17 protein-coding genes are annotated in these 21,322 nt (G+C 68.3%); 12 read left to right on the top strand and 5 right to left on the bottom strand.

Translation table 11 applies throughout. The features are described 5' to 3' along the window. Position 1: 1 nt before the first annotated feature. Together ABD056_RS17725 and ABD056_RS17730 are read right to left on the bottom strand one after the other, a co-directional pair. Positions 2-1,792 carry a nickel-dependent hydrogenase large subunit gene (locus tag ABD056_RS17725; protein WP_343868817.1) on the bottom strand — a complete coding sequence of 597 codons (1,791 nt, stop codon included), beginning with the start codon at positions 1,790-1,792 and terminating at the stop codon, positions 2-4. A 20-nt stretch (positions 1,793-1,812) separates the two neighbouring features. After that, on the bottom strand, positions 1,813-2,928 hold the full coding sequence (locus ABD056_RS17730) for a hydrogenase small subunit (RefSeq protein WP_343868819.1): 1,116 nt from the start codon (positions 2,926-2,928) through the stop codon (positions 1,813-1,815). A 471-nt stretch (positions 2,929-3,399) separates the two neighbouring features. On the opposite strand from ABD056_RS17730, the gene ABD056_RS17735 reads away from it, so the two are divergent. From ABD056_RS17735 to ABD056_RS17750, 4 genes are all read left to right on the top strand, one after another. Beyond that, entirely contained in the window at positions 3,400-3,708 is a 309-nt protein-coding gene (locus tag ABD056_RS17735; protein ID WP_343868821.1) for a DUF485 domain-containing protein, read from the top strand. Between the two features lie 2 nt (positions 3,709-3,710). Beyond that, a complete protein-coding gene (locus ABD056_RS17740) occupies positions 3,711-5,387 on the top strand; it encodes a cation acetate symporter (RefSeq protein WP_343868823.1) in 1,677 nt (558 codons plus the stop codon). Between the two features lie 176 nt (positions 5,388-5,563). After that, positions 5,564-7,393: a putative nucleotidyltransferase substrate binding domain-containing protein gene (locus ABD056_RS17745; RefSeq protein ID WP_343868825.1), complete on the top strand. Its 1,830-nt coding sequence runs from the start codon at positions 5,564-5,566 to the stop codon at positions 7,391-7,393. Then, positions 7,390-8,037, top strand: a complete 648-nt coding sequence (locus tag ABD056_RS17750; protein WP_343868827.1) for a 3'-5' exonuclease — start codon at positions 7,390-7,392, stop codon at positions 8,035-8,037. Before ABD056_RS17745 ends, ABD056_RS17750 begins: the two co-directional genes overlap by 4 nt. A 7-nt stretch (positions 8,038-8,044) precedes the next feature. Here the strand turns inward: ABD056_RS17750 and ABD056_RS17755 are convergent, their stop codons facing one another. After that, entirely contained in the window at positions 8,045-8,545 is a 501-nt protein-coding gene (locus ABD056_RS17755) for a TIGR02444 family protein (protein ID WP_343868829.1), read from the bottom strand. A 424-nt stretch (positions 8,546-8,969) separates the two neighbouring features. On the opposite strand from ABD056_RS17755, the gene ABD056_RS17760 reads away from it, so the two are divergent. The 7 genes from ABD056_RS17760 to ABD056_RS17790 all read left to right on the top strand — a co-directional run bounded on the left by ABD056_RS17760 (position 8,970) and on the right by ABD056_RS17790 (position 18,964). Further along, positions 8,970-10,361, top strand: coding sequence for an OmpP1/FadL family transporter (locus ABD056_RS17760; RefSeq protein WP_343868831.1), 1,392 nt, complete (start codon positions 8,970-8,972; stop codon positions 10,359-10,361). A 150-nt stretch (positions 10,362-10,511) separates the two neighbouring features. Beyond that, entirely contained in the window at positions 10,512-12,233 is a 1,722-nt protein-coding gene (locus ABD056_RS17765) for a long-chain-fatty-acid--CoA ligase (RefSeq protein ID WP_343868832.1), read from the top strand. Positions 12,234-12,385: 152 nt separating this feature from the next. Beyond that, a complete protein-coding gene (locus tag ABD056_RS17770; protein WP_343868834.1) occupies positions 12,386-12,868 on the top strand; it encodes a MerR family transcriptional regulator in 483 nt (160 codons plus the stop codon). A gap of 66 nt (positions 12,869-12,934) precedes the next feature. Further along, the gene (locus ABD056_RS17775) at positions 12,935-14,059 is read left to right on the top strand and encodes a thiolase family protein (protein WP_343868836.1); all 1,125 of its coding nucleotides are present in this window, start codon (positions 12,935-12,937) and stop codon (positions 14,057-14,059) included. Position 14,060: 1 nt separating this feature from the next. Then, entirely contained in the window at positions 14,061-16,406 is a 2,346-nt protein-coding gene (locus tag ABD056_RS17780; RefSeq protein ID WP_343868838.1) for a 3-hydroxyacyl-CoA dehydrogenase/enoyl-CoA hydratase family protein, read from the top strand. Positions 16,407-16,439: 33 nt separating this feature from the next. Further along, positions 16,440-18,224, top strand: a complete 1,785-nt coding sequence (locus ABD056_RS17785) for an acyl-CoA dehydrogenase C-terminal domain-containing protein (RefSeq protein WP_343868840.1) — start codon at positions 16,440-16,442, stop codon at positions 18,222-18,224. Between the two features lie 221 nt (positions 18,225-18,445). Then, positions 18,446-18,964: a thioesterase family protein gene (locus ABD056_RS17790; protein ID WP_343868842.1), complete on the top strand. Its 519-nt coding sequence runs from the start codon at positions 18,446-18,448 to the stop codon at positions 18,962-18,964. A gap of 197 nt (positions 18,965-19,161) precedes the next feature. On the opposite strand, the gene ABD056_RS17795 is transcribed toward ABD056_RS17790, so the two are convergent. Together ABD056_RS17795 and ABD056_RS17800 are read right to left on the bottom strand one after the other, a co-directional pair. Next, complete coding sequence (locus ABD056_RS17795) at positions 19,162-19,797, bottom strand: response regulator (RefSeq protein ID WP_343868844.1); 636 nt, start codon at positions 19,795-19,797, stop codon at positions 19,162-19,164. Between the two features lie 430 nt (positions 19,798-20,227). Next, a complete protein-coding gene (locus ABD056_RS17800; RefSeq protein WP_343868846.1) occupies positions 20,228-20,566 on the bottom strand; it encodes a hypothetical protein in 339 nt (112 codons plus the stop codon). A gap of 306 nt (positions 20,567-20,872) precedes the next feature. On the opposite strand from ABD056_RS17800, the gene ABD056_RS17805 reads away from it, so the two are divergent. After that, a partial coding sequence (locus ABD056_RS17805; RefSeq protein WP_343868848.1) for a hypothetical protein occupies positions 20,873-21,322 on the top strand: 450 nt, incomplete at its 3' end.

The raw sequence follows: 21,322 nt of genomic DNA on the forward strand, positions 1-21,322 counted from the left end.
CTCAGCGGACGGTGACGGTGACGTCGCTGCCGTCCGGGCTCATGACGTGGGTCGAACAGGCGAGGCAGGGGTCGAAGCTGTGGATGGTGCGCAGGATCTCCAGCGGCAGGTGCGGGTCGTGCATCTGCGTGCCGAGCAGCGACGCCTCGAACGCCCCGACATTGCCGGCCGGATCACGCGGGCTGCCGTTCCAGGTGGTCGGCACCACGGCCTGATAGTTGGCGATCTTGCCGTTCTGGATGTGGATCCAGTGGCCGAGCGCGCCGCGCGGCGCCTCGGTGAAGCCCACGCCCTTGGCATCGGCCTTCCAGGTTTCCGGCTTCCACTTGTCGACGGCGGCGGTGGAGGTGTCGCCGGCCTTGATGCTGGCCAGCAGCTTCAGGTGGAAGTGTTTCAGCTTCTCCGCCGCCCACTGGCATTCCAGGCCGCGCGCCGCGGTGCGGCCGAGGGTGGAGAATACCGCCGCCAGCGGCACGTCGAGGTCGCGCAGCAGCTTGTCCACCGGCTCCTTGAACTCGGGGTTGCCCTGGACGTAGCCGAGGATGTAGCGGGCCAGCGGCCCCACTTCCATGGCGTGACCCTTCCAGCGCGGCGCCTTCAGGAAGCTGTACTTGGCGCTTTCGTCGAACTGCTCGATATGGTCCTTGGTGCCCTTGAAGCCGGGGCCGGGGTCGAAGTTGACCTCGGTCACGCCGTCCCACGGGTGCAGGCCCTTGCCCTCGTCGGCGTACTTGTACCAGGAGTGCGACACGAACTCCTGGATCTCCGACGGGTCGCGCAGGTCGACTTCGTGCACCTTGGTCAGGTCGCCGCCGATGATGGCGCCGCGCGGCAGCAGCAGGCTGTCGGCGGAATAGTCGTTGGCCCGTTCCGGGATGTCGCCGTAGGACAGCACGTTGAGCGAGGCAAGCCCGCCGCCGATGGCGCCCCAGTCCTTATAGAACGACGCAATCGCCATCAGGTCGGGCAGATAGACCTGTTCCACGAACTGGATCGTGCGGTCGATGATGGAGCTGACGAGGTTCAGCCGCTCCATGGTGATCGCACCCACCGCGCCGGTGGCGTTCATGTTGATGGGCGCCGGCACGCCGCCGACCAGCCAGTTCGGATGCGGGTTCTTGCCGCCGAAGATGGCGTGGATCTTGACGATTTCCTTCTGGAAGTCGAGCGCTTCCAGGTAATGGGCCACCGCCATCAGGTTGGCCTCGGGCGGCAGCTTGTAGGCCGGATGGCCCCAGTAGCCGTTCTTGAACGGGCCGAGCTGGCCGCCGTCGACGAACTTCTTCAGCCGCCCCTGCAGGTCGCGGAAGTAGCCCGGCGACGACATGGGCCACGCCGAGATGCTTTGCGCCAGTTCGCTGGTCGCCTTCGGGTCGGCCGACAGCGCCGAGACCACGTCCACCCAGTCCAGCGCATGCAGGTGGTAGAAGTGCACCAGGTGGTCGTGCACGTACAGCGCCAGCTGCATGATGTTGCGGATGGTGTTGGCGTTCTCGGGGATCTGGATGCCGAGCGCGTCTTCCACCGCGCGCACGCTGGTCAGCGCGTGGGTGCCGGTGCAGACGCCGCAGATGCGCTGCACGAAGGCCCAGGCGTCGCGCGGGTCGCGGCCCTTCAGGATCAGTTCGATGCCGCGCCACATGGTGCCGGTGGACACGGCGTTGGTGATGACGTTGTTGTCGTCGACGTTCACTTCCAGGCGCAGGTGGCCCTCGATGCGGGTCACCGGGTCGACCACCACGCGGCGGCCGGAGGCGTCAAGATTGGCAGCGTTGGGCGTCACCAGGGTCATCGGTCGGTCTCCCCTTCCCGTCAGGCGTGGTCGCCGCCGCCGTCGTGCGGGCGGCGGTCGTGCGTGGCGGGTTTCTGGACGATGCGCTTCACGGCGCTGGCGGCGGCATGGGCGGCGATGCCGGTGCCCACCGCCGTGGCGGCGGCGATGCCCAGTTCATCGGCCGTGCCCTCGACGCCGAAGGCCTTGATCGTCTCCAGGCGGGAATAGAAGCTGCCCTTGTCCCAGAAATCCTCTTCCGAGCAGCCGAGGCAGCCGTGCCCCGACTTCACCGGCCACGACACGCCCTCGTTCCACTGCACCGAGGAACAGGCGTTGTAGGTGGTGGGACCCTTGCAGCCCATCTTGTAGAGGCAGTAGCCCTTGCGCGCGCCCTCGTCGTCCCACTCCTCGACGAACTGGCCGGCGTCGAAGTGCGGCCGGCGGTAGCATTTGTCATGGATGCGCTGGCTGTAGAACATCTTTGGCCGGCCCTGGCGGTCGAGCGCCGGCAGGGTGCCGAAGGTGAGCATGTAGGTGACCACGCCGGTCATCACCTCGGCGATGGGCGGGCAGCCCGGCACCTTGATCACCGGCTTGTCGGTGATGACCTTGTGGATGGGCGTCGCCTGGGTCGGGTTCGGCTTGGCGGCCTGCACGCAGCCCCACGAGGCGCAGGAGCCCCAGGCGATGACGGCGCTGGCGCCCGACGACATGCGCTTCAGCTTGTTGATGAAGGGCTCGCCGCCGGGGATGCAGAACACCCCGTCCTCGGCCAGCGGCGGATTGCCTTCCACCGCCAGGATGTAGTTGCCGTAATGCTCCTTCAGCGTCTCGTCGAGGATGGCCTCGGCCTGGTGTCCGGCCGCCGCCATGATGGTGTCGTCGTAGTCGAGCGAGATCATCGACAGCAGTACGTCTGCCACCAGCGGGTGGGCGGAGCGGATGAAGCTTTCCGTGCAGCAGGTGCATTCCAGCCCGTGCAGCCAGATCACCGGGATGCGCGGCTTGGTTTCCATGGCCTCGGCCATGCGGGCTGCCATGGTCGGGCCGAGGCCCAGGCTGGCGGCGGTGAGGCTGCAGAACTTGAGGAAGCTGCGACGGGAGACGCCACGCCGGCGAATCACGTCATAGAACGTCTCCACGCGCTGGCCCATGGCTGCGCATCCCCCTTTTCTTGTCCGTCCCAGGCCGCCCGCCTGCCGTTCCTGCGGCCGGTGCCATGCGGCACCGTGCCCTCCCCTTCCCGGCGGCAGCGGCGATCTGCCCCCAGCCTTAGCACGTTCCACCTATCTACGCAAAAATAATGTAAAATATCTGAGTACCGCAGTCGGTCTTTCCACCCGTACCGCCGCCGGGACCACCCGAGCGGGTAGATCAGGCATTCCCCTGATTTTCCTGCCGGATCAGCAGGTTCCCTTGCCATCCCCAGAAAATCCGATGGGTTCGAGCGGATTTTTTCGGGGGAGGGTCTTGAAAACGGGTTGGCGCGACCCTGCCCGACAGGCTAGCTTTCCCGGCAACAGAAGAACGCGGAACACAACATCGCCGCGGGCCGGGAGGATGCTCCCACGGGGTCCGCAGGCGGGAAGGCCGCGCCCATCGTCCAACGACACGGGGGCCTCCACATGAGCGCTGACATCAATGAAAAGGTGCGGCGGAATCCCAAGTTTCAGGAACTGTGCCGCAAGCGCAGCACGTTCGCCTGGACCTTGTCCGCCGTCATGCTTGCCATCTACTACGGCTTCATCCTGGTGATCGCCTTTGCGCCGAAGAGCCTCGGCACGCCGCTCTGGCAGGGCGCGACGACCACCATCGGCTTTCCCATCGGCATCGCCATCATCGTCTCCGCCTTCCTGCTGACCGGCCTGTACGTCCGCCGCGCCAACGGCGAGTTCGACGACCTGACCCGCCAGATCATCGAGGAGGCGAAGTAAGCATGAGCCACATCCGATCCCGCCTCGCGGCGGGTGCTGCCGGCGCCCTTGCCGGCGGCCTGCCCGCGCTCGCCTTCGCCGCCGATGCCATTGCCGGCGAGGTGCAGAAGCAGTCCACCAACTGGACTGCCATCGTCATGTTCTTCCTGTTCGTCGCCGGCACGCTCGGCATCACCTTCTGGGCGGCGCGCCAGACCAAGTCGGCGAAGGACTTCTACGCCGCCGGCGGCGGCATCACCGGCTTCCAGAACGGCCTCGCCATCGCCGGCGACTACATGTCGGCGGCGTCGTTCCTGGGCATCTCGGCGCTGGTGTTCGCCTCGGGCTTCGACGGGCTGATCTATTCCATCGGCTTCCTGGTCGGCTGGCCGGTGATCCTGTTCCTGGTGGCGGAGCGCCTGCGCAACCTCGGCAAGTTCACCTTCGCCGACGTCGCCAGCTTCCGCCTGCAGCAGACCCAGATCCGCACCCTTGCCGCCTGCGGCACGCTGACCGTGGTGGCGCTGTACCTGATCGCCCAGATGGTCGGCGCCGGCAAGCTGATCCAGCTGCTGTTCGGCCTCGACTACATCGTCGCCGTCATCATCGTCGGCGCGCTGATGATCGCCTACGTCATGTTCGGCGGCATGCTGGCCACCACCTGGGTGCAGATCATCAAGGCGGTGCTGCTGCTGTCGGGTGCCACCTTCATGGCCGGCATGGTGCTCGCCAACTACGGCTTCAGCTTCGAGAAGCTGTTCACCGCCGCCACCGAGGTGCACGCCAAGGGCATTTCCATCATGGCCCCCGGCGGCCTGGTGACCGACCCGCTGGATGCCATCTCGCTCGGCCTCGCGCTCATGTTCGGCACCGCCGGCCTGCCGCACATCCTGATGCGCTTCTTCACCGTCGCCGATGCCAAGGAAGCCCGCAAGTCGGTGTTCTACGCCACCGGCTTCATCGGCTACTTCTACATCCTCACCTTCGTCATCGGCTTCGGCGCCATCGTGCTGGTGCTCGGCCATCCCGAGTTCACCGACGCGGCCGGCAAGCTGATCGGCGGCAACAACATGGCGGCCATCCACCTGTCGAAGGCGGTGGGCGGCGACTTCTTCCTCGGCTTCATCTCGGCCGTCGCCTTCGCCACCATCCTGGCGGTGGTGGCCGGCCTGACGCTGTCGGGGGCCTCGGCGGTGTCGCACGACCTCTATGCCATGGTGTTCAAGAAGGGCCAGGCGACCGACAAGGACGAGATCCGCGTCTCCAAGATGACCACCCTGGTGCTGGGCGTCGTCGCGGTGCTGCTCGGCATCGCCTTCGAGAACCAGAACATCGCCTTCATGGTCGGGCTCGCCTTCGCCATCGCGGCGTCGGTGAACTTCCCGGTGCTGTTCTACAGCATGTTCTGGAAGAAGCTGACCACCAGGGGCGCCTTCTACGGCGGCTTCCTCGGCCTCGCCTCGGCGGTGCTGCTGGTGCTGTTCGGCCCGACGGTGTGGGTGGAGGTGCTGGGCAACGACGCGGCCATCGTGCCGTGGAAGAACCCGGCCATCTTCTCCATGACCATCGCCTTCATCGGCATCTGGGTGTTCTCCCTGCTGGACAATTCCAAGCAGGCGGAAGCGGAGCGGGCGGCCTTCGACGACCAGTATGTCCGGTCCCAGACCGGCATCGGGGCCGAGGGCGCCTCGGCGCACTGAGCCCGGACCGGCCGGCGCCTGCCGCCAGCGTGCGGCGGGCCCGGCCGGACCGTCCTGCCTCGCCCCGAAGGCCCTATGGCTTTCGGGGCATTTTTCCGTCTCGCGTTTCATGCTGAGATCCGCCGCCGCAGCTCCGGCGCGGATCGGGGTACAAGGTGGGGGAGCAGCACAGGTCCATGCCCAAGCATTTCGATTTCACCGCCCCGCCCTTCGACCGCCTGCGCCCGCGGGAGCGCGAGCAGGTGGTGGCGGCGCTCGACATCGGCTACTACCGCGCCGGCGACATCCTGATCGCCCCGGAAGCGGCGCCCGACCACCTGTTCGTGGTCATCAAGGGCCATGTGATCGAGCGCGGCAGCGACGGCGAGATCGTCAACACCTACACCACCAAGGATGCCTTCGACCCGCTGGCGCTGCTGAAGGAGCGCGCCGGCAGCCGCTTCGAGGCGGCGGAGGAAACCATCTCCTACCTGCTGCCGCGCGCCCTCTTCCTCAAGCTCACCCAGGACAACGCCGAGTTCGAGCGGTTCTGGTTCCAGAGCCTGACCGAGAAGCTGGCCGCCCAGGCCGAGATGCTGTCCACCCGCGGCATGGCGTCGTTCATGGTCGCTCGTGTGGCGGAAGCCTACCTGCACCCGCCCATCTTCACCGCTGCCGCCACCTCGGTGCGGCAGGCGGCGCGGCTGATGAAGGAGCGGCGGGCCACCAGCCTGCTGGTCTCGACGCCCCAGGGCCGCATCGGCGTGCTGTCGGGCACCGACATCCGCGAGGCGATCCTGCTGGACGAACGGCCGCTGGATACGGCGGTGGGCGACATCTGCACCTTTGACCCCGTCACCATCGAGGCCGACGACTTCCTGTTCAACGCCCAGATCCTGATGACCAAGCACGGCGTCAAGCGCCTGCCGGTGCTGAAGGACGGCGCCGTCTTCGGGGTGCTGGAACTGACCGACCTGCTCAGCTACATGAGCAGCCACAGCCATCTGGTGACCACCCAGGTGGAGCGCGCGGAGACCATCGACGACCTGCGCCGCGCCGCCGACGGCATGCTGCCGCTGGTGACGGCGCTGCACGGATCGGGGGTCAAGATCCGCCACATCACCGAACTGGTCACCGCCCTCAACCGCAAGATCTACGGCAAGCTCTACGAATTCCTGGCGCCGCCGGCGGTGCGGGAGAACAGCTGCCTGATCGTCATGGGTTCGGAAGGGCGCGGCGAGCAGATCCTGCGCACCGACCAGGACAACGCCCTCATCCTGCGCGACGACCACGGCCTGCGGCCGGAACTGGTGGCCGGGTTCTGCGCCAACTTCAACCGCGCCCTGCTGGCCTTCGGCTATCCGCCCTGCCCCGGCAACATGATGGTCACCAATGATGCCTGGGTGCGCACCGTCTCCGGCTACGGCGACGCCATCCGCGGCTGGATGACGCAGCCGAGCGAGGAAGGCCACCTCCACCTCGCCGCCCTCACCGACAGCGCCTATGTGGCCGGCGATGCCGGGCTGCTGACCGCCCTGCGCGACGGCCTGTTCCGCCGCCTGACCGACAACCAGGCCTTCTTCAGCCACTTCGCCCGGCCGGTGCTGCAGTTCGACACGCCCATCGGCCTGTTCCACCAGCTGATCACGGAAAAACACGACCACGCCGGCATGCTCGACATCAAGAAGGGCGGCGTGTTCCCCATCGTCCACGGTGCGCGGGCGCTGGCGCTGGAAAAGCACATCCACGGCACCAACACCTTCGACCGCATTGAGGACCTGGCCCGTCAGGGGGTGCTCGACCGCAAGTTCGCCGACGACCTCGTCGACGCGCTCGCCTTCCTGCTCGACCTGCGGCTGAAGGGGCGGCTGGAGGCGACGGCGCTGGGGCTCGACGACGGCGACAACTTCATCCAGACCCGCACCTTGCACAAGCTGCAGCGCGACCTGCTGAAGGACAGCCTGCTGCTGGTGAAGGAGTTCAAGAGCCTGCTGTCGCACCACTTCAAGCTGGCGGCCTTCTCATGAACGCCCTGCTGTCCGGCCTGCGCAACGCCATCGGCCGCCGCCGCCTGAAAGACCCCGCCTACGGCTTCCTGTTCGAGCCAGACCCGGCGGCGGCGGACGAACTGGTGTGCTTCGACTGCGAGACCTCCGGCCTTGATCCGGCGACGGCGGAACTGCTGTCCATCGGCGCCGTGCGTATCCGCGGCAACCGGGTGCTGGCCAGCCAGCGGCTGGAACTGATCGTGCGGCCGGAGCGGACCATCGCCGCCGATGCCATCAAGGTCAACCGCCTGCGCCAGATGGACGTCGCCGACGGCCTGCCGGTGCGACAGGCGCTGGACCAGTTCCTGCGCTTCATCGGCAGCCGGCCGCTGGTCGGGTACTACCTGGAATTCGACGTCGCCATGGTGAACAAGTACCTGCGGCCGTGGCTCGGCATCGCCCTGCCCCACCGGCAGGTGGAGGTCAGCGCCCTCTACTACGACCGCCGCATCCGCAGCCTCGGCGCCCACTACAACGGCAACGTCGACCTGCGCCTGGGCAGCATCATCCACGCCCTGTCCCTGCCGGAGCGGGAGGCGCACGACGCCTTCAACGACGCCCTGATGACCGCCCTCGCCTACGTCAAGCTGACCGAGGACGCGCGGCCGCACCCCTCGGCCTGACGGCGGGCTATCCGGCCGCCGCCGCCGCCAGCACGGCCAGCGGCGCGGTGTCGTCGGCGGTGACGGGCGCCGGAAGGCAGGCGCGCAACCCGGCCGCCGCCAGGTGCTCGCGGTCGGCGGCGGTCGGCGGTGCCGAGGCTGCCGGCAAATCCGCCAGCAGCGCCGCCAGGGCCATCTGCTCCGCCTGTTCGCACGCCAGTTCCGCCGCCTTGAGCTGCAGGTAGAGCCCGGGCGCCAGGGCCTTGGCCGCCCGCCGAGCCGCCCGCACCGGCCCCACCACCTCCGCCTGCCACTGCCGCGACAGGGCCAGCACCCTGTCCAGCGTCGCCGCCTCCAGCGCCCGCCCCTCGCTCGCCAGCCATACGGTCAGCAGCAGGACGTTGACGTCCGCCCCGCGCCTCTCCTGCAGGTCGAGGCAGGCGGCGGCGACCTCCGGCCGGGCATAGACCCGCAGCGAGAACTGCCAGAACGGATGGCGGTCGGGATCGGCGGTGGCGGCGGCAGTCATCGGGCTCTCCGCTGGGGTGGCCCGACAGGGTGCCACAGCCCCCGAGTCGCAGGAAGGGGCCGCGCCCGGGCGCTCCGCCAGCCCTGCTGCACCGCACCGGCCGCCCTCCGCCCCCAATTGCTCGGGACGAAAGGATGGTCGCAACCGGATTACCACCTTCGGAACGAGCAAACCGCAGTCCGGCCGCAATCAAAGGATGACGCTCCGTCTCTCACCTGACCTATACGTCATGCTGCGGCGCAAAAGCGGCGCGTGGCACATTCCTGCGCCTTCCCGAGCATGTTCGGATCAATCCGGGATCCACGCATGACGTATACGTCACCCAAAAACTCTTGACGTCACGGCCGTCCCGTTTACTGTAGACAGCGATCCGGGACACCGCCGCAGAGCGGTGACCAAAAAAGACCCGTAGGGAGGACATCTGATGCGGAAATTCGCGGGAGGAGCCCGTCTGGCGCCGGTGGTCGGGCTCATGGCGGCTGTTGGCGTGGCCGCCGACGCGCAGGCGTCCGGCTTCCAGCTCAAGGAGCAGAGCGCCGAGGGCCTCGGCAATGCCTTCGCCGGCTCGACGGCCAAGGCGCAGGACCTGTCGACCATCTTCTTCAATCCGGCCGGCATGACCAACCTGTCGGGCCACCAGACCGACGCGACGATGAGCTACATCGCGCCGCGTGCCGAGTTCAAGGACGAGGGCTCGGGCCTCAACTACCTGGACAGCACGCCGCTGCTGGCGCCGCTGAACGCGCTCAACGGCGCCCCCATCCAGGGCAACCCGAACCAGGGTGACGCCGTCGACAACGCGCTGGTGCCGGCGCTTTACGGCATGTACGACCTCAACGAGAACCTGAAGCTCGGCCTGTCGGTCAACACGCCCTTCGGCCTCGTCACCAACTACGACGACCGCTGGGTCGGCCGCTATCACGCGCTGAAGTCGGACCTGCGGACCATCGCCGTGCAGCCCTCCATCGCCTGGAAGGCCAACGACTGGCTGTCCGTCGGCGGCGGCCCGGTGATCCAGTACGCCGAGGCGGAGCTGACCAAGGCCATCGACACCGGCTCGGTGCTGGCCGGCGTCACCGGCAACCCGGCGCTGGCCGGCAACCCCAACTTCGACACCAAGTCGAAGGTGACCGGCGACGATCTGGCCTTCGGCTACACCCTCGGCGTCATGCTGCAGCCGCTGGACACCACCCGCATCGGCCTGTCCTACCGCTCGCGCATCACCCACAAGCTCGACGGCGACGTGGAATTCAGCAACGTGCCGGGCGCCGTGGCGGCCAACCCGCTGCTGGCCGCCAGCTTCGCCAACAGCGGCGGGCGGGCCAAGCTGAACCTGCCGGACACCGCCTCCATCGGCGTCTATCACGAGTTCACGCCGCAGTTCGCCATGATGGCCGATGTCGCCTGGACCAACTGGTCGGTGTTCCGTGAACTGTCGGTGTTCCGCGAGGACGGCACCCTGCTCAGCTCCACCCCGGAACACTGGGACGACACCTGGTTCTACTCCCTCGGCGCCACCTGGAAGCCCAACGACAAGCTGAAGCTGCAGCTGGGTGTGGCCTACGACCAGAGCCCGGTGCCCGACGCCACCCGCACCCCGCGCGTGCCCGACGGCGACCGCACCTGGCTGTCGGCCGGCATCGGCTATGAATTCATGCCCGGCGTGGTTGGCAACCTGGCCTACACGCACATTTGGGTGGACAAGGTCAACGTCGACCTCGGCAACGAGGGCGGCGGCCTGCCGGAGCACCGTCTGCGCGGCAGTTACGAGAGCAGCATCGACATCATCGCTGCCCAGGTGAAGGTGACGTTCTAAGGCGGCGACATTACGTCGTCCTTAGGACCGCGAGTCCAGGCCCCCGGATGCAAACCATCCGGTCTCTCCCTCTCCCCCCGGACACGGGTGGAGCCTCCGGGGGCCCTGGAACCATCGCCCAGCCCCACAGGTGACACGATGAGCGAGACCATGACGCGACACGCTCAGTCCGCCGGCACCGCACCGGCGGCGGCCAGCGGCGGCCTCGGCCCCGAACACGCCCGCGGCGCCCCCATCGTCGGCCGCGCCGTAGCGAGCCTTCTGGAAGACAGCGCCGAGCGCTTCCCGGACCGGCCCTACCTCGACTTCCTCGGCAAGAAGTACACCTACGCCGAAACCCTGGCGCTGGTGAACCGCGCCGCCCACGGCTTCCAGCAGATGGGCGTCGGCCCCGGCACGCGGGTCGGCCTGTGCCTGCCCAACTCGCCCTATTTCACCATCTGCTACTTCGCCATCCTGAAGATCGGCGGCACGGTGGTGAACTACAACCCGCTCTATGTCGAGCGCGAGCTGGCCTACCAGATCAACGACAGCGGCACCCGCATCATGGTGACGCTGGACCTCAAGCAGATCTATCCCAAGGTCGCGGCGTGCCTTGAAAGCACCTGCCTTGAGCGCATCATCGTCTGCACCATGGCCGGCATCCTGCCGCCGGTGAAGAGCCTGCTGTTCAGCGTGCTGAAGCGCAGCGAACTGGCGCCGGTGCCCGACGACCTGCAGCACATCGGCTTCGACAAGCTGATCGCCAATGCCGGCACGCCGACGCGGGCGCCGATCTCGCCCAAGTCCGACGTGGCGGTGCTGCAGTACACCGGCGGCACCACCGGCGTGCCCAAGGGCGCCATGCTCACCCACGCCAACATCACCGCCAACTGCGAGCAGCTGCGCCGGGTGGTGCCGATGCTGGAGGACGGCGGCGGCAAGATGCTGGCGGTGCTGCCGTTCTTCCACGTCTTCGCCATGACCGTGGCGCAGAACCTGGCCACCCAGCTGGGGGCGGAGATCATCCTGCTGCCGCGCTTCGAAATGAAGCAGGTGCTGAAGACGATCCACCGCAAGCGGCCGACCCTGTTCCCCGGCGTGCCGACCATCTACACCGCCATCAACAACGCGCCCGACCTGCGCAAATACGACCTCTCCAGCCTGCAGGTCTGCATCTCCGGCGGCGCGCCGCTGCCGGTGGAAGTGAAGAAGCGGTTCGAGGAACTGTCCGGCTGCGCCCTGGTCGAAGGCTACGGCCTGACCGAGTCCTCGCCGGTGGTCAGCTGCAACCCCATCGGCGGGGTGGTCAAGGCGGGCTCCATCGGCGTGCCGCTGGAAGGCACCGAGGTGGTCATCCGCAGCCTGGAGGAACCGCACGATCCGGTCGCCCAGGGCGAGCGCGGCGAACTCACCGTCGCCGGCCCGCAGGTGATGACCGGCTACTGGAAGCGGCCGGAGGAAAGCGCCAAGACCCTGAGCGGCGGTTTCCTGCGCACCGGCGATGTCGGTTACATGGACGAGGACGGCTACATCTTCCTCGTCGACCGCATCAAGGACGTGATCATCGCTGGCGGCTACAACGTCTACCCGCGCATGATCGAGGAAGCGCTGTACCTGCATCCGGCCGTCGCCGAATGCATCTGCATCGGCATCCCCGACGAATACCGCGGCCAGGCGCCCAAGTGCTTCGTCACCCTGCGCGACGACACCGACGCCACGCCGGAGGAACTGCGCAGCTTCCTGACCGACAAGATCTCGCGCATCGAACTGCCCAAGGCCATCGAGATCCGCGACTCCCTGCCCAAGACCATGGTCGGCAAGCTGTCGCGCAAGGAACTGGTGGAAGAGGAACGCGCCCGCATGGCCGCCGAGAACGGCGGCCAGGGCTGACCGAACCGCCCACTGCCTCTTTTTTTTGACTGACGTTAGGTAACCGAGGACTCCCCATGGCCCACACGATGACGTATACGTCACCTTCAGGACGTAGCAGTCACACCACCGCCCCTACGACAGCGGGCGTGGTGCCTGGGGGAGACCGACGCATGACCGACCAGCAGTTCTATACCGTGACCGAACTGGCCGAAGACCTGAACGTGACGCCGCGGGCCATTCGTTTCTATGAAGCGAAGGGCCTGCTCAACCCCAAGCGGGCCGGCGCCACGCGGGTCTACACCCACCGCGACCGCGCCCGCCTGCTGCTCATCCTGCGCGGCAAGCGGCTGGGCTTCAGCCTGTCGGAGATCAAGGAATACCTTGACCTCTACGTGGTCGACACCAGCCAGACCGAGCAGATGCGGCTTCTGCGCCGCAAGGTGTGGCAGCGGCTGGAGGCACTGGAGATCCAGCGCCGCGACATCGAGACCACGGTGTCGGAACTGAAGGATATCGAGAAGCTCGTGGTCGACGGCCTGCGCAACAAGGGCCTCGACCCCGACGCCATCCTCGCCGAACCGGCCCCCAAGGCCAAGCGCCGCCGCCAGACCGCGACGGCGGACGACGACCTCGACGAACACCTGGACGAATGACCCCGTCCGCCGCCCGCCCCTGACCGGCCGGCGGCGACGGCATCGGACGAAGACGGAGTGACGCACATGAAGAACGTGGTGATTGCCGGCTACGCGCGATCGGCCTTCCATCCCGCCAGGAAGGGCGACCTGACCAAGGTCCGCCCCGACGACATGGCCGCCCAGGTGGTGCGCGCCGTGGTGGAGCGCACGGGCATCGACACCGCCGACGTGGAAGACCTGATCGTCGGCTGCGCCTTCCCGGAAGGGGAGCAGGGCCTGAACGTCGCCCGCCTGATCGGCTTCCTGGCCGACCTCGGCCTCAACGTCGGCGGCGTCACCGTCAACCGCTTCTGCGGCTCCTCCATGCAGGCCGTCCACCAGGCCGCCGGCGCCATCCAGATGAATGCCGGCGAGGCCTTCCTGTGCGCCGGCGTGGAAAGCATGACGCGGGTGCCGATCATGGGCTTCAACCCGCTGCCCAACCCCGGCCTCTACCGCGCCATGCCGCAGGCCTACATCAGCATGGGCGAAACGGCCGAGAACGTGGCCCTGAAGTACCAGATCAGCCGCGCCGACCAGGAAGCCTTCGCCGTCGAAAGCCACCGCAAGGCCGCCGCCGCCCAGGGCGAGGGCCGCTTCGCCGAAGAGATCGTGCCGGTGGCGGGCGTCAAGGATGACGGCTGCATCCGTGCCGACACCACCGCCGACAGCCTCGCCGGCCTGAAGCCCGCCTTCGACGAGAAGGGCACCGTCACCGCCGGCACCTCCAGCCCGCTCACCGACGGCGCCGCCGCCGTGCTGGTGTGCAGCGAGGACTACGCCAAGGCCCACGGCCTGCCGATCCTGGCCCGCTTGCGCTCCATCGCCGTCTCCGGCTGCTCGCCGGACGTCATGGGTCTCGGCCCCATCCAGGCCACCCAGAAGGCCCTGAAGCGGGCCGGCCTGACCGCCGGCGACCTGGACGTGATCGAGCTGAACGAGGCCTTCGCCGCCCAGGCGCTGGCGTGCATCCGCGACCTCGGCCTCGACCAGGACAAGATCAACCTGGACGGCGGCGCCATCGCGCTCGGCCACCCGCTCGGCGCCACCGGTGCCCGCATCACCGGCAAGGCCGCGGCGCTGCTGAAGCGCGAGGGCAAGCAGTTCGCCCTCGCCACCCAGTGCATTGGCGGCGGCCAGGGCATCGCCACCATCCTGGAGGCCGTGTGACATGACGTCGAAGACCGAGACCCCCATCCAGAAGGTCGCGGTGATCGGCGCCGGCGTCATGGGTGCCGGCATCGCCGCCCATGTCGCCAACGCCGGCATCCCCGTCGTCCTGCTCGACATCGTCCCCGAGGGCAGCCGCAACCGCAACGTCATCGCCGAAACGGCGGTGCAGAAGATGCTGAAGGCCGATCCCGCGCCCTTCATGCACAAGCGCAACGCCAGGCTGATCCAGACCGGCAACATCGAGGACAACCTCGACCTGCTGGCCGACTGCGACTGGATCGTCGAGGCGGTGATCGAGCGCCTGGACATCAAGCAGGCGCTCTACCGCAAGCTTGAAGAGGTGCGCAAGCCCGGCAGCGTGGTGTCGTCCAACACCTCCACCATCCCGCTGGAGATGCTGACCGGCGGCCTGCCGGACAGCTTCAGGCGCGACTTCCTCATCACCCACTTCTTCAACCCGCCGCGCTACATGCGCCTGCTGGAGCTGGTGACCAGCCCGCAGACCCGCCCCGACGCCGCCCAGGCGATCACCGAGTTCTGCGACCACAAGCTCGGCAAGTCGGTGGTGGTGTGCAAGGACCGGCCGGGCTTCATCGCCAACCGTCTCGGCATCCTGTGGCTGCTGGCCGGCGTGACCGAAGCCCGCCGCCTCGGCCTGACCGTGGAAGAAGCGGACGCCATCATCGGCCGCCCGTTCGGCATCCCGAAGACCGGCGTGTTCGCCCTCATCGACCTGGTCGGCCTCGACCTCATGCCGCACGTGCTCGGCTCCATGGTCAAGGCGCTGCCGGAAACCGACGCCTTCCATCAGATCGACCGCGACCTGTCGCTGGTGGAAAAGATGATTGCCGAGGGCTACACCGGCCGCAAGGGCAAGGGCGGCTTCTACCGCGTCAACAAGGCGGGCGGCGGCAAGGTCAAGGAAGCCATCGACCTGCAGACCGGTGCCTACCGCCCGACGCAGAAGCCGCAGCTGGAGAGCCTGGAGGCCGCCAAGGCCGGTGGCGCCGCCGGGCTGCTCGGCCACGCCGACAAGGGCGGCCAGTATGCCCGCGCCGTCATGGCCCGCACGCTCGCCTATGCCGCCGCGCTGGTGCCGGAAGCCGCCGACGAGGTGGCCGCCGTCGATGAAGCCATGCGCCTTGGCTACAACTGGAAGCAGGGCCCGTTCGAGCTGATCGACAAGATCGGCACCGACCGCTTCGTGCAGGTGCTGAAGGCCGAGGGCATTGCCGTCCCCGCCCTGCTGGAGACCGCCGCCGGCCGGCCGTTCTACCGCATCGAAGGGGCTGTCCGCGAACAGCTGGGCTCCGACGGCGCCTATCACCCGGTGCGCCGGGCCGAGGGCGTGGTGATGCTGGAAGACATCAAGCGCACCGCCAAGCCGCTGGTGAAGACCGCCTCCGCCTCCCTGTGGGACATCGGCGACGGCGTGGCCTGCCTGGAGTTCACCAGCAAGATGAACTCCCTCGACCCCGAACTGCTGAAGGGGATCGAGAAGTCCATCCCGGTGGTGCAGCGCGGCTTCAAGGCGCTGGTGATCTACAACGAAGGCAGCAACTTCTCGGTCGGCGCCAACCTCGGCCTCGCCCTGTTCGCCGCCAACATCGCGGCGTGGAGCCAGATCGAGGAGCTGGTGGAAAAGGGCCAGCAGGCCTATCAGGCGCTGAAGTACGCCCCCTTCCCCGTCGTCGCCGCGCCCTCGGGCATGGCGCTCGGCGGCGGCTGCGAGATCGTGCTGCACGCCGATGCCGTCCAGGCCCATGCCGAGACCTACATCGGCCTCGTCGAGCCCGGTGTCGGCCTGATCCCCGGCTGGGGCGGCTGCAAGGAGATGCTCGCCCGCTGGCAGGCCAACCCGAAGGCGCCCAAGGGCCCCATGCCGGCGGTCGGCAAGGCGTTCGAGATCATCTCCGTCGCCACCGTCGCCAAGTCGGCGGCGGAGGCCCAGGATCACCTGTTCCTGCGCCCCACCGACGGCATCACCATGAACCGCTACCGCCTGCTGGCCGATGCCAAGGCCCGCGCCCTGGCGCTGGCCGAAGGCTACCAGCCGCCCGAGAAGCCGACCTTCCGCCTGCCCGGCGAAACCGGCCTGGTGGCGCTGGAAATGGCGGTGCAGGGCTTCCGCAAGCTCGGCCGCGCGACGCCCCACGACGAGGTGGTGGCCGGCAAGCTCGCCTGGGTGCTCACCGGCGGCCCCGATGCCGACGTCACCGTCGAGATGAGCGAGGACGAGGTGCTGTCCCTGGAGCGTGACGCCTTCAACACCCTGGTGCGTCACCCCGCCACGCTGGCCCGCGTCGAGCACATGCTCGAAACCGGCAGGCCGCTGCGGAACTAGGCTCGGGCAGCCCAAGGAAAAGGACGAAGACCAATGGCCGTTTACAAGGCTCCCCTGCGCGACATGCGCTTCGTGTTCTACGACCTGCTGGGATCGCAGAAGGTCGCCGAACTGCCCGGCTACCAGGAAGCCACCCCCGATCTGGTCGATGCCGTGCTCGAAGAGGCCGGCAAGGTGTGCGAGAACGTGCTGTTCCCGCTCAACCGCTCCGGCGACGAGGAAGGCTGCCACTTCGACAACGGCGTGGTGCGCACGCCGGCGGGCTTCAAGGAAGCCTACGACACCTTCCGCGACGGCGGCTGGACCGGCATGGCCTGCGACCCCGCCTACGGCGGCCAGGGCCTGCCCAACGTGGTGAACATGCTGGTGGAGGAGATGATCTGCTCCGCCAACATGAGCTTCGGCATGTACCCCGGCCTGTCGCACGGCGCCTACAAGGCCATCAAGGCCTTCGGCACCGACGAACAGAAGGCGCTCTACCTGCCGAAGATCACCTCCGGCGAATGGGCCGGCACCATGTGCCTGACCGAGCCGCACTGCGGCACCGACCTCGGCCTGGTGCGCACCAAGGCGGAGCCCAACGACGACGGCTCCTACCGCATCTCCGGCACCAAGATCTTCATCTCCGCCGGCGAGCACGACCTGACCGACAACATCGTCCACCTGGTGCTGGCCCGCCTGCCGGACGCGCCAGCCGGCATCAAGGGCATCTCGCTGTTCGTGGTGCCCAAGTTCCTGCCCAAGGAAGACGGAACGGTCGGGCCGCGCAACGGCGTCGCCTGCGGCTCCATCGAGCACAAGATGGGCATCAAGGCCTCGGCCACCTGCGTCATGAACTTCGACGAGGCCCAGGGCTGGCTGGTGGGCGAGCCGCACAAGGGCATGCGCGCCATGTTCACCATGATGAACGCCGCCCGCCTGGGCGTCGGCGTGCAGGGCCTGGGCATCATGGAAGCGTCCTACCAGGGCGCCGTCGCCTATGCCCGCGACCGCCTGCAGGGCCGCGCCCTGACCGGCGCCGCCAACCCGGACGCCAAGGCCGACCCCATCCTGGTCCACCCCGACGTCCGCCGCATGCTGCTGACCATGCGCGCCTACACCGAGGGCGGCCGCATGCTGGCGGCCTGGATCAGCCAGGAACTGGACTACGCCGAGAAGGCGGAAGACCCCGCCCGCCGGCAGGAGGCCGACGACTTCGTCGCCCTCATGACCCCCATCGTCAAGGCGCTGCTCACCGACCTCGGCAGCGAGGTGGCGAACCTGGGCGTGCAGGTCTACGGCGGCCACGGCTACATCCGCGAATGGGGCATGGAGCAGTACGTCCGCGACGCCCGCATCGCCCAGATCTATGAGGGCACCAACGGCATCCAGGCGCTGGATCTGGTCGGCCGCAAGCTGCCGACCGGCATGGGCCGTCAGCTGCGCCGCTTCTTCCACCCGGTCAGCGCCTACATCGACCAGGCCATGGACGACGACGACCTGGCGGAATTCGCCCTGCCGCTGGCCAAGGCCTTCGTCCGCCTGCAGCAGGCCACCGGCTTCATCGCCCAGAAGGGCCTGAGCAACCCCAACGAAGCCGGCGCCGCCGCCACCGACTACCTGCGCCTGTTCGGTCTGGTCGCCATGGCCTACCTGTGGGTGCGGGCGGTGGAGACCGCCAAGGACAAGACCGACGGCGACGACGGCGCCTTCCACCGCGCCAAGATCGCCACCGCCCGGTTCTACTTCCAGCGCCTGCTGCCGCAGACCGGCGCCCTGTTCGCCGCCCTGATGTCCGGCGCCCAGAGCACCATGGAGTTCGAGGACGCGGCGTTCTGACGGTTAGCTGCATCGAACGATGCAGCGCCCTCAGGCGCCGGGCGCGCCGTGCGCGCTTGGCTTCCGCGGCAATGGCCGCGCGGCGCGGTCGCGCCGTCCGATCCATGATGAGGCGTGCTCATCACGGATCGGCAGGACTTGCGGCCCGGCTTTACAGGCCGGGTCGCACATCCACCGCCGTCCGGGAAAGGATTCACCGATGAAGAGGCTCCCGTAATCCCATGAACCTGTGGCTTCGCCTGCTCAGGATCATCATCGGCGCCCTGACCGGACGGCGGCTCGGGATGTTCGACACCTCGGACCTGGCGTTCCGGGTGTGGCCGCACGATCTCGACCTCAACGTCCACATGAACAATGCCCGCTACCTGTCGCTCATGGACCTCGGGCGGACGGACCTCATCATCCGCACCGGCCTGCACAAGGTCATGCTGCGGGAGAAGTGGCAGGCGGTGATCGGCGGCACCACGGTGCGGTTCCGCCGGCCCCTCGGCCCCTTCCAGCGCTGCCGGCTGACCACCCGCCTGCTGTGCTGGGACGACCGCTGGATCTACCTGGAGCAGCAGATCCTGACCGCTGACGGGCAGCTGGCCTGCGCGGCGCTGGTGAAGGCGGTGTTCATCCGCCAGGGCTCCCGCGTGTCGCCGGCAGAAACCGTGGCAAGCGCCGGCATCACCACCCCCTCGCCGGAGGCTCCCGACTGGGTCGCCGCCTGGCGCAGCGCCGACGGCCTGTCACCCTGACCGGCCAATGGCGATCTCCGGACATGAAAAGAGCGGCCCGTGACGGTGCCGCTCTTTTTCTTTTGTTCGGTATCCCTCGACCCGCGTCAGAACGTCCTCGGCGGCTGCCGGACTATCTTTTCAGATAGTTTTCTCCGGCGACTTACTGAACCATCGTATTACATCTTCGGCGTGGATGCAACGCCCTGTGACGGCCGTCACACCGCCTGGGCGGCCATGCTGACCACCTGCACCGCCTGCACCCGGTTGGAAACGCCGAGCTTGCGGTAGGCGCTGGACAGGCGCTTCTTCACCGTCACTTCCTGCACCGACAGGCGCTGGGCGATCTCCTTGTTGGAGAGCCCCTCCACCAGCAGGTTGAGGGCGTCCTGTTCCAGCGGCGACAGCGAGCCGCCGACGCCGGACAGGCTCGGCCGGGTGGCCTCTTCCTCGCCGGCTTCCGAGAACAGGAAGGAGGGGAAGTAGCGTTCGCCCGACAGCACCAGCCGCAGGGCGTTGACCATGGACTCCCCGTTCAGGCTCTTGGGGACGAAGCCTTCGACGCCGGCGCGCATGGTGGACAGCGCCTCGTGCCGGTTGGCGGTGCCGGACAGCACCACCAGCGGCACGCCGGGGAACTGGCGGCGGGCGGCGCGCACGCCGGTGACGCCGTTCATGCCGGGCATGCGGAAATCCAGGATGATCAGCGCCGGCACCGGGTCGCGGCCGGCCTTTTCCAGGGCTTCCTGAAGGGTGTCGGCCTCGTCGACCTCCACCTCCGGGCGCACCCGCTGCACGAACGGCACCAGCGCCTCGCGCACAAGTCGATGATCGTCCGCCAGAACTATCCGCATGGCATTCTCCCCCCTGTCCGAATGGCGGCGGCGACCCGCGCCCTGCGCCACCATCCGCATAAGCTAGCGTGACCGCGACTATACCAGCATGCCGCCCGGAAAAGCACCCACAACCACCGAAACCTCGGGCAGGCAAACGTGTACCGCTGAGTATCCTATGGTGTCGCCGGAGCACACATACAAGCCCTCCGCCGCCGCGCCGTCAGGAGGCGAACGGCCGCGTCACCGAGACCCCGCCGCGCGTCGAACGACGGGGAACGCGGATGCGGCGGCGGAGGGGCGCAGCGGCCAGGGACCGCGCGCAAGCCCGGGGCCGGACAAGCCGGCGCACGCAAACGCACTCAGAGAGATCAGTAAAGTCCAGGGGCCGGGCCGGCGGACGGCAGTCGGCGGCCGGCAGCGGTCGTGAAAGCGGCAGGCCGGTATCGTCTCAGTGGCCGGCGTGACCGCCGCCGTCGGCATCCGTCGACGCCGCGCCGCCGCTGACCAGGGCGGCCACCACACCGTTGAGGCGTTCGGCGGAGCGCAGCGACAGACGCGACAGCGCCATCATGTCGAAGGCCGCCGAGATCACCTCGTCGTCCACCATGTCGTCATCCCGCCAGTCGAAGCGGTCCCGCATGTCCCGCCGCAGCGGCCTCACGCGGCTCAAGGCCGCTTCCAGGGTCAGCGCCGTGGTGCGCCGGGTGGTGCCGAGAAGCTGGTCGGCCGTGCTGCCGGCATCCGGAACCCCCTCGGCGGGGCCGGCGGCGTCGGTACGACGAGTCATGGCGCTCACTCCCTTCTCATCAGCGGCGGCAGCCGGCTGACGATGGACCCTTTCGGCGGTTCCTCGCATCGTCCTCCACGTCATGATCGACTATCACCTCGGCCTGAAACCACGACAACCGAACGCGCGGATAGCCAAGGGTGTCGCACGCATCCCGGCTATCTACTCGGGTATTAATCCGTTCGAAAAAACCCGTATGAGGAAGACGCTTGAGCCTTTGAAATCGTTCACGCGGGCTTCCATACTTCTGTCGTCGTCCGCCGATCCGGCACGACGCCGCCCGCAGCCGCCCACCGGCAGGAGACGATGGACAGCCTCAGCTTCCCTGCCCCGACCGCCCCGACGCCGCGACCGGCCGATGCGCCGCCCGCGACGGCGGAAGCCTTCGCCCTGATCGACGGGCGCGGCCGGGTGGTGGGGGCGAGCGAGGGGTTCTCCGGCTGTCTCGGCCATGCGCTGGCGCCCGCCGCCCTGGTCGGCCGCTCCATCGAGCGGCTGCTGGCCGATGTGCTGGCCCGCCCCGACGCCATCGAGGCCGGGCTGTGGCTGCAGGAAGTGCGGCGCAGTGCCGGTGAAGGCATGCTCCACCGCACGCCGCCGCTGCGCCTCTACGCCACCGCCGATACCATGCTGGTGCTGACCGGCCAGTGCGCCGTCGGCGCCCGCCTGTTCCTGAAGGCGGAGCGGGTGCCCGCGCCGCCGCCGCGCCGCCGGCCGCCGCCGCCGCCGCCGCCGGCACCTCCACCGCCGCCGCCC

Origin of the sequence: Caenispirillum bisanense (assembly GCF_039523075.1) — a bacterium.
GTDB lineage: Bacteria > Pseudomonadota > Alphaproteobacteria > Rhodospirillales > Rhodospirillaceae > Caenispirillum > Caenispirillum bisanense.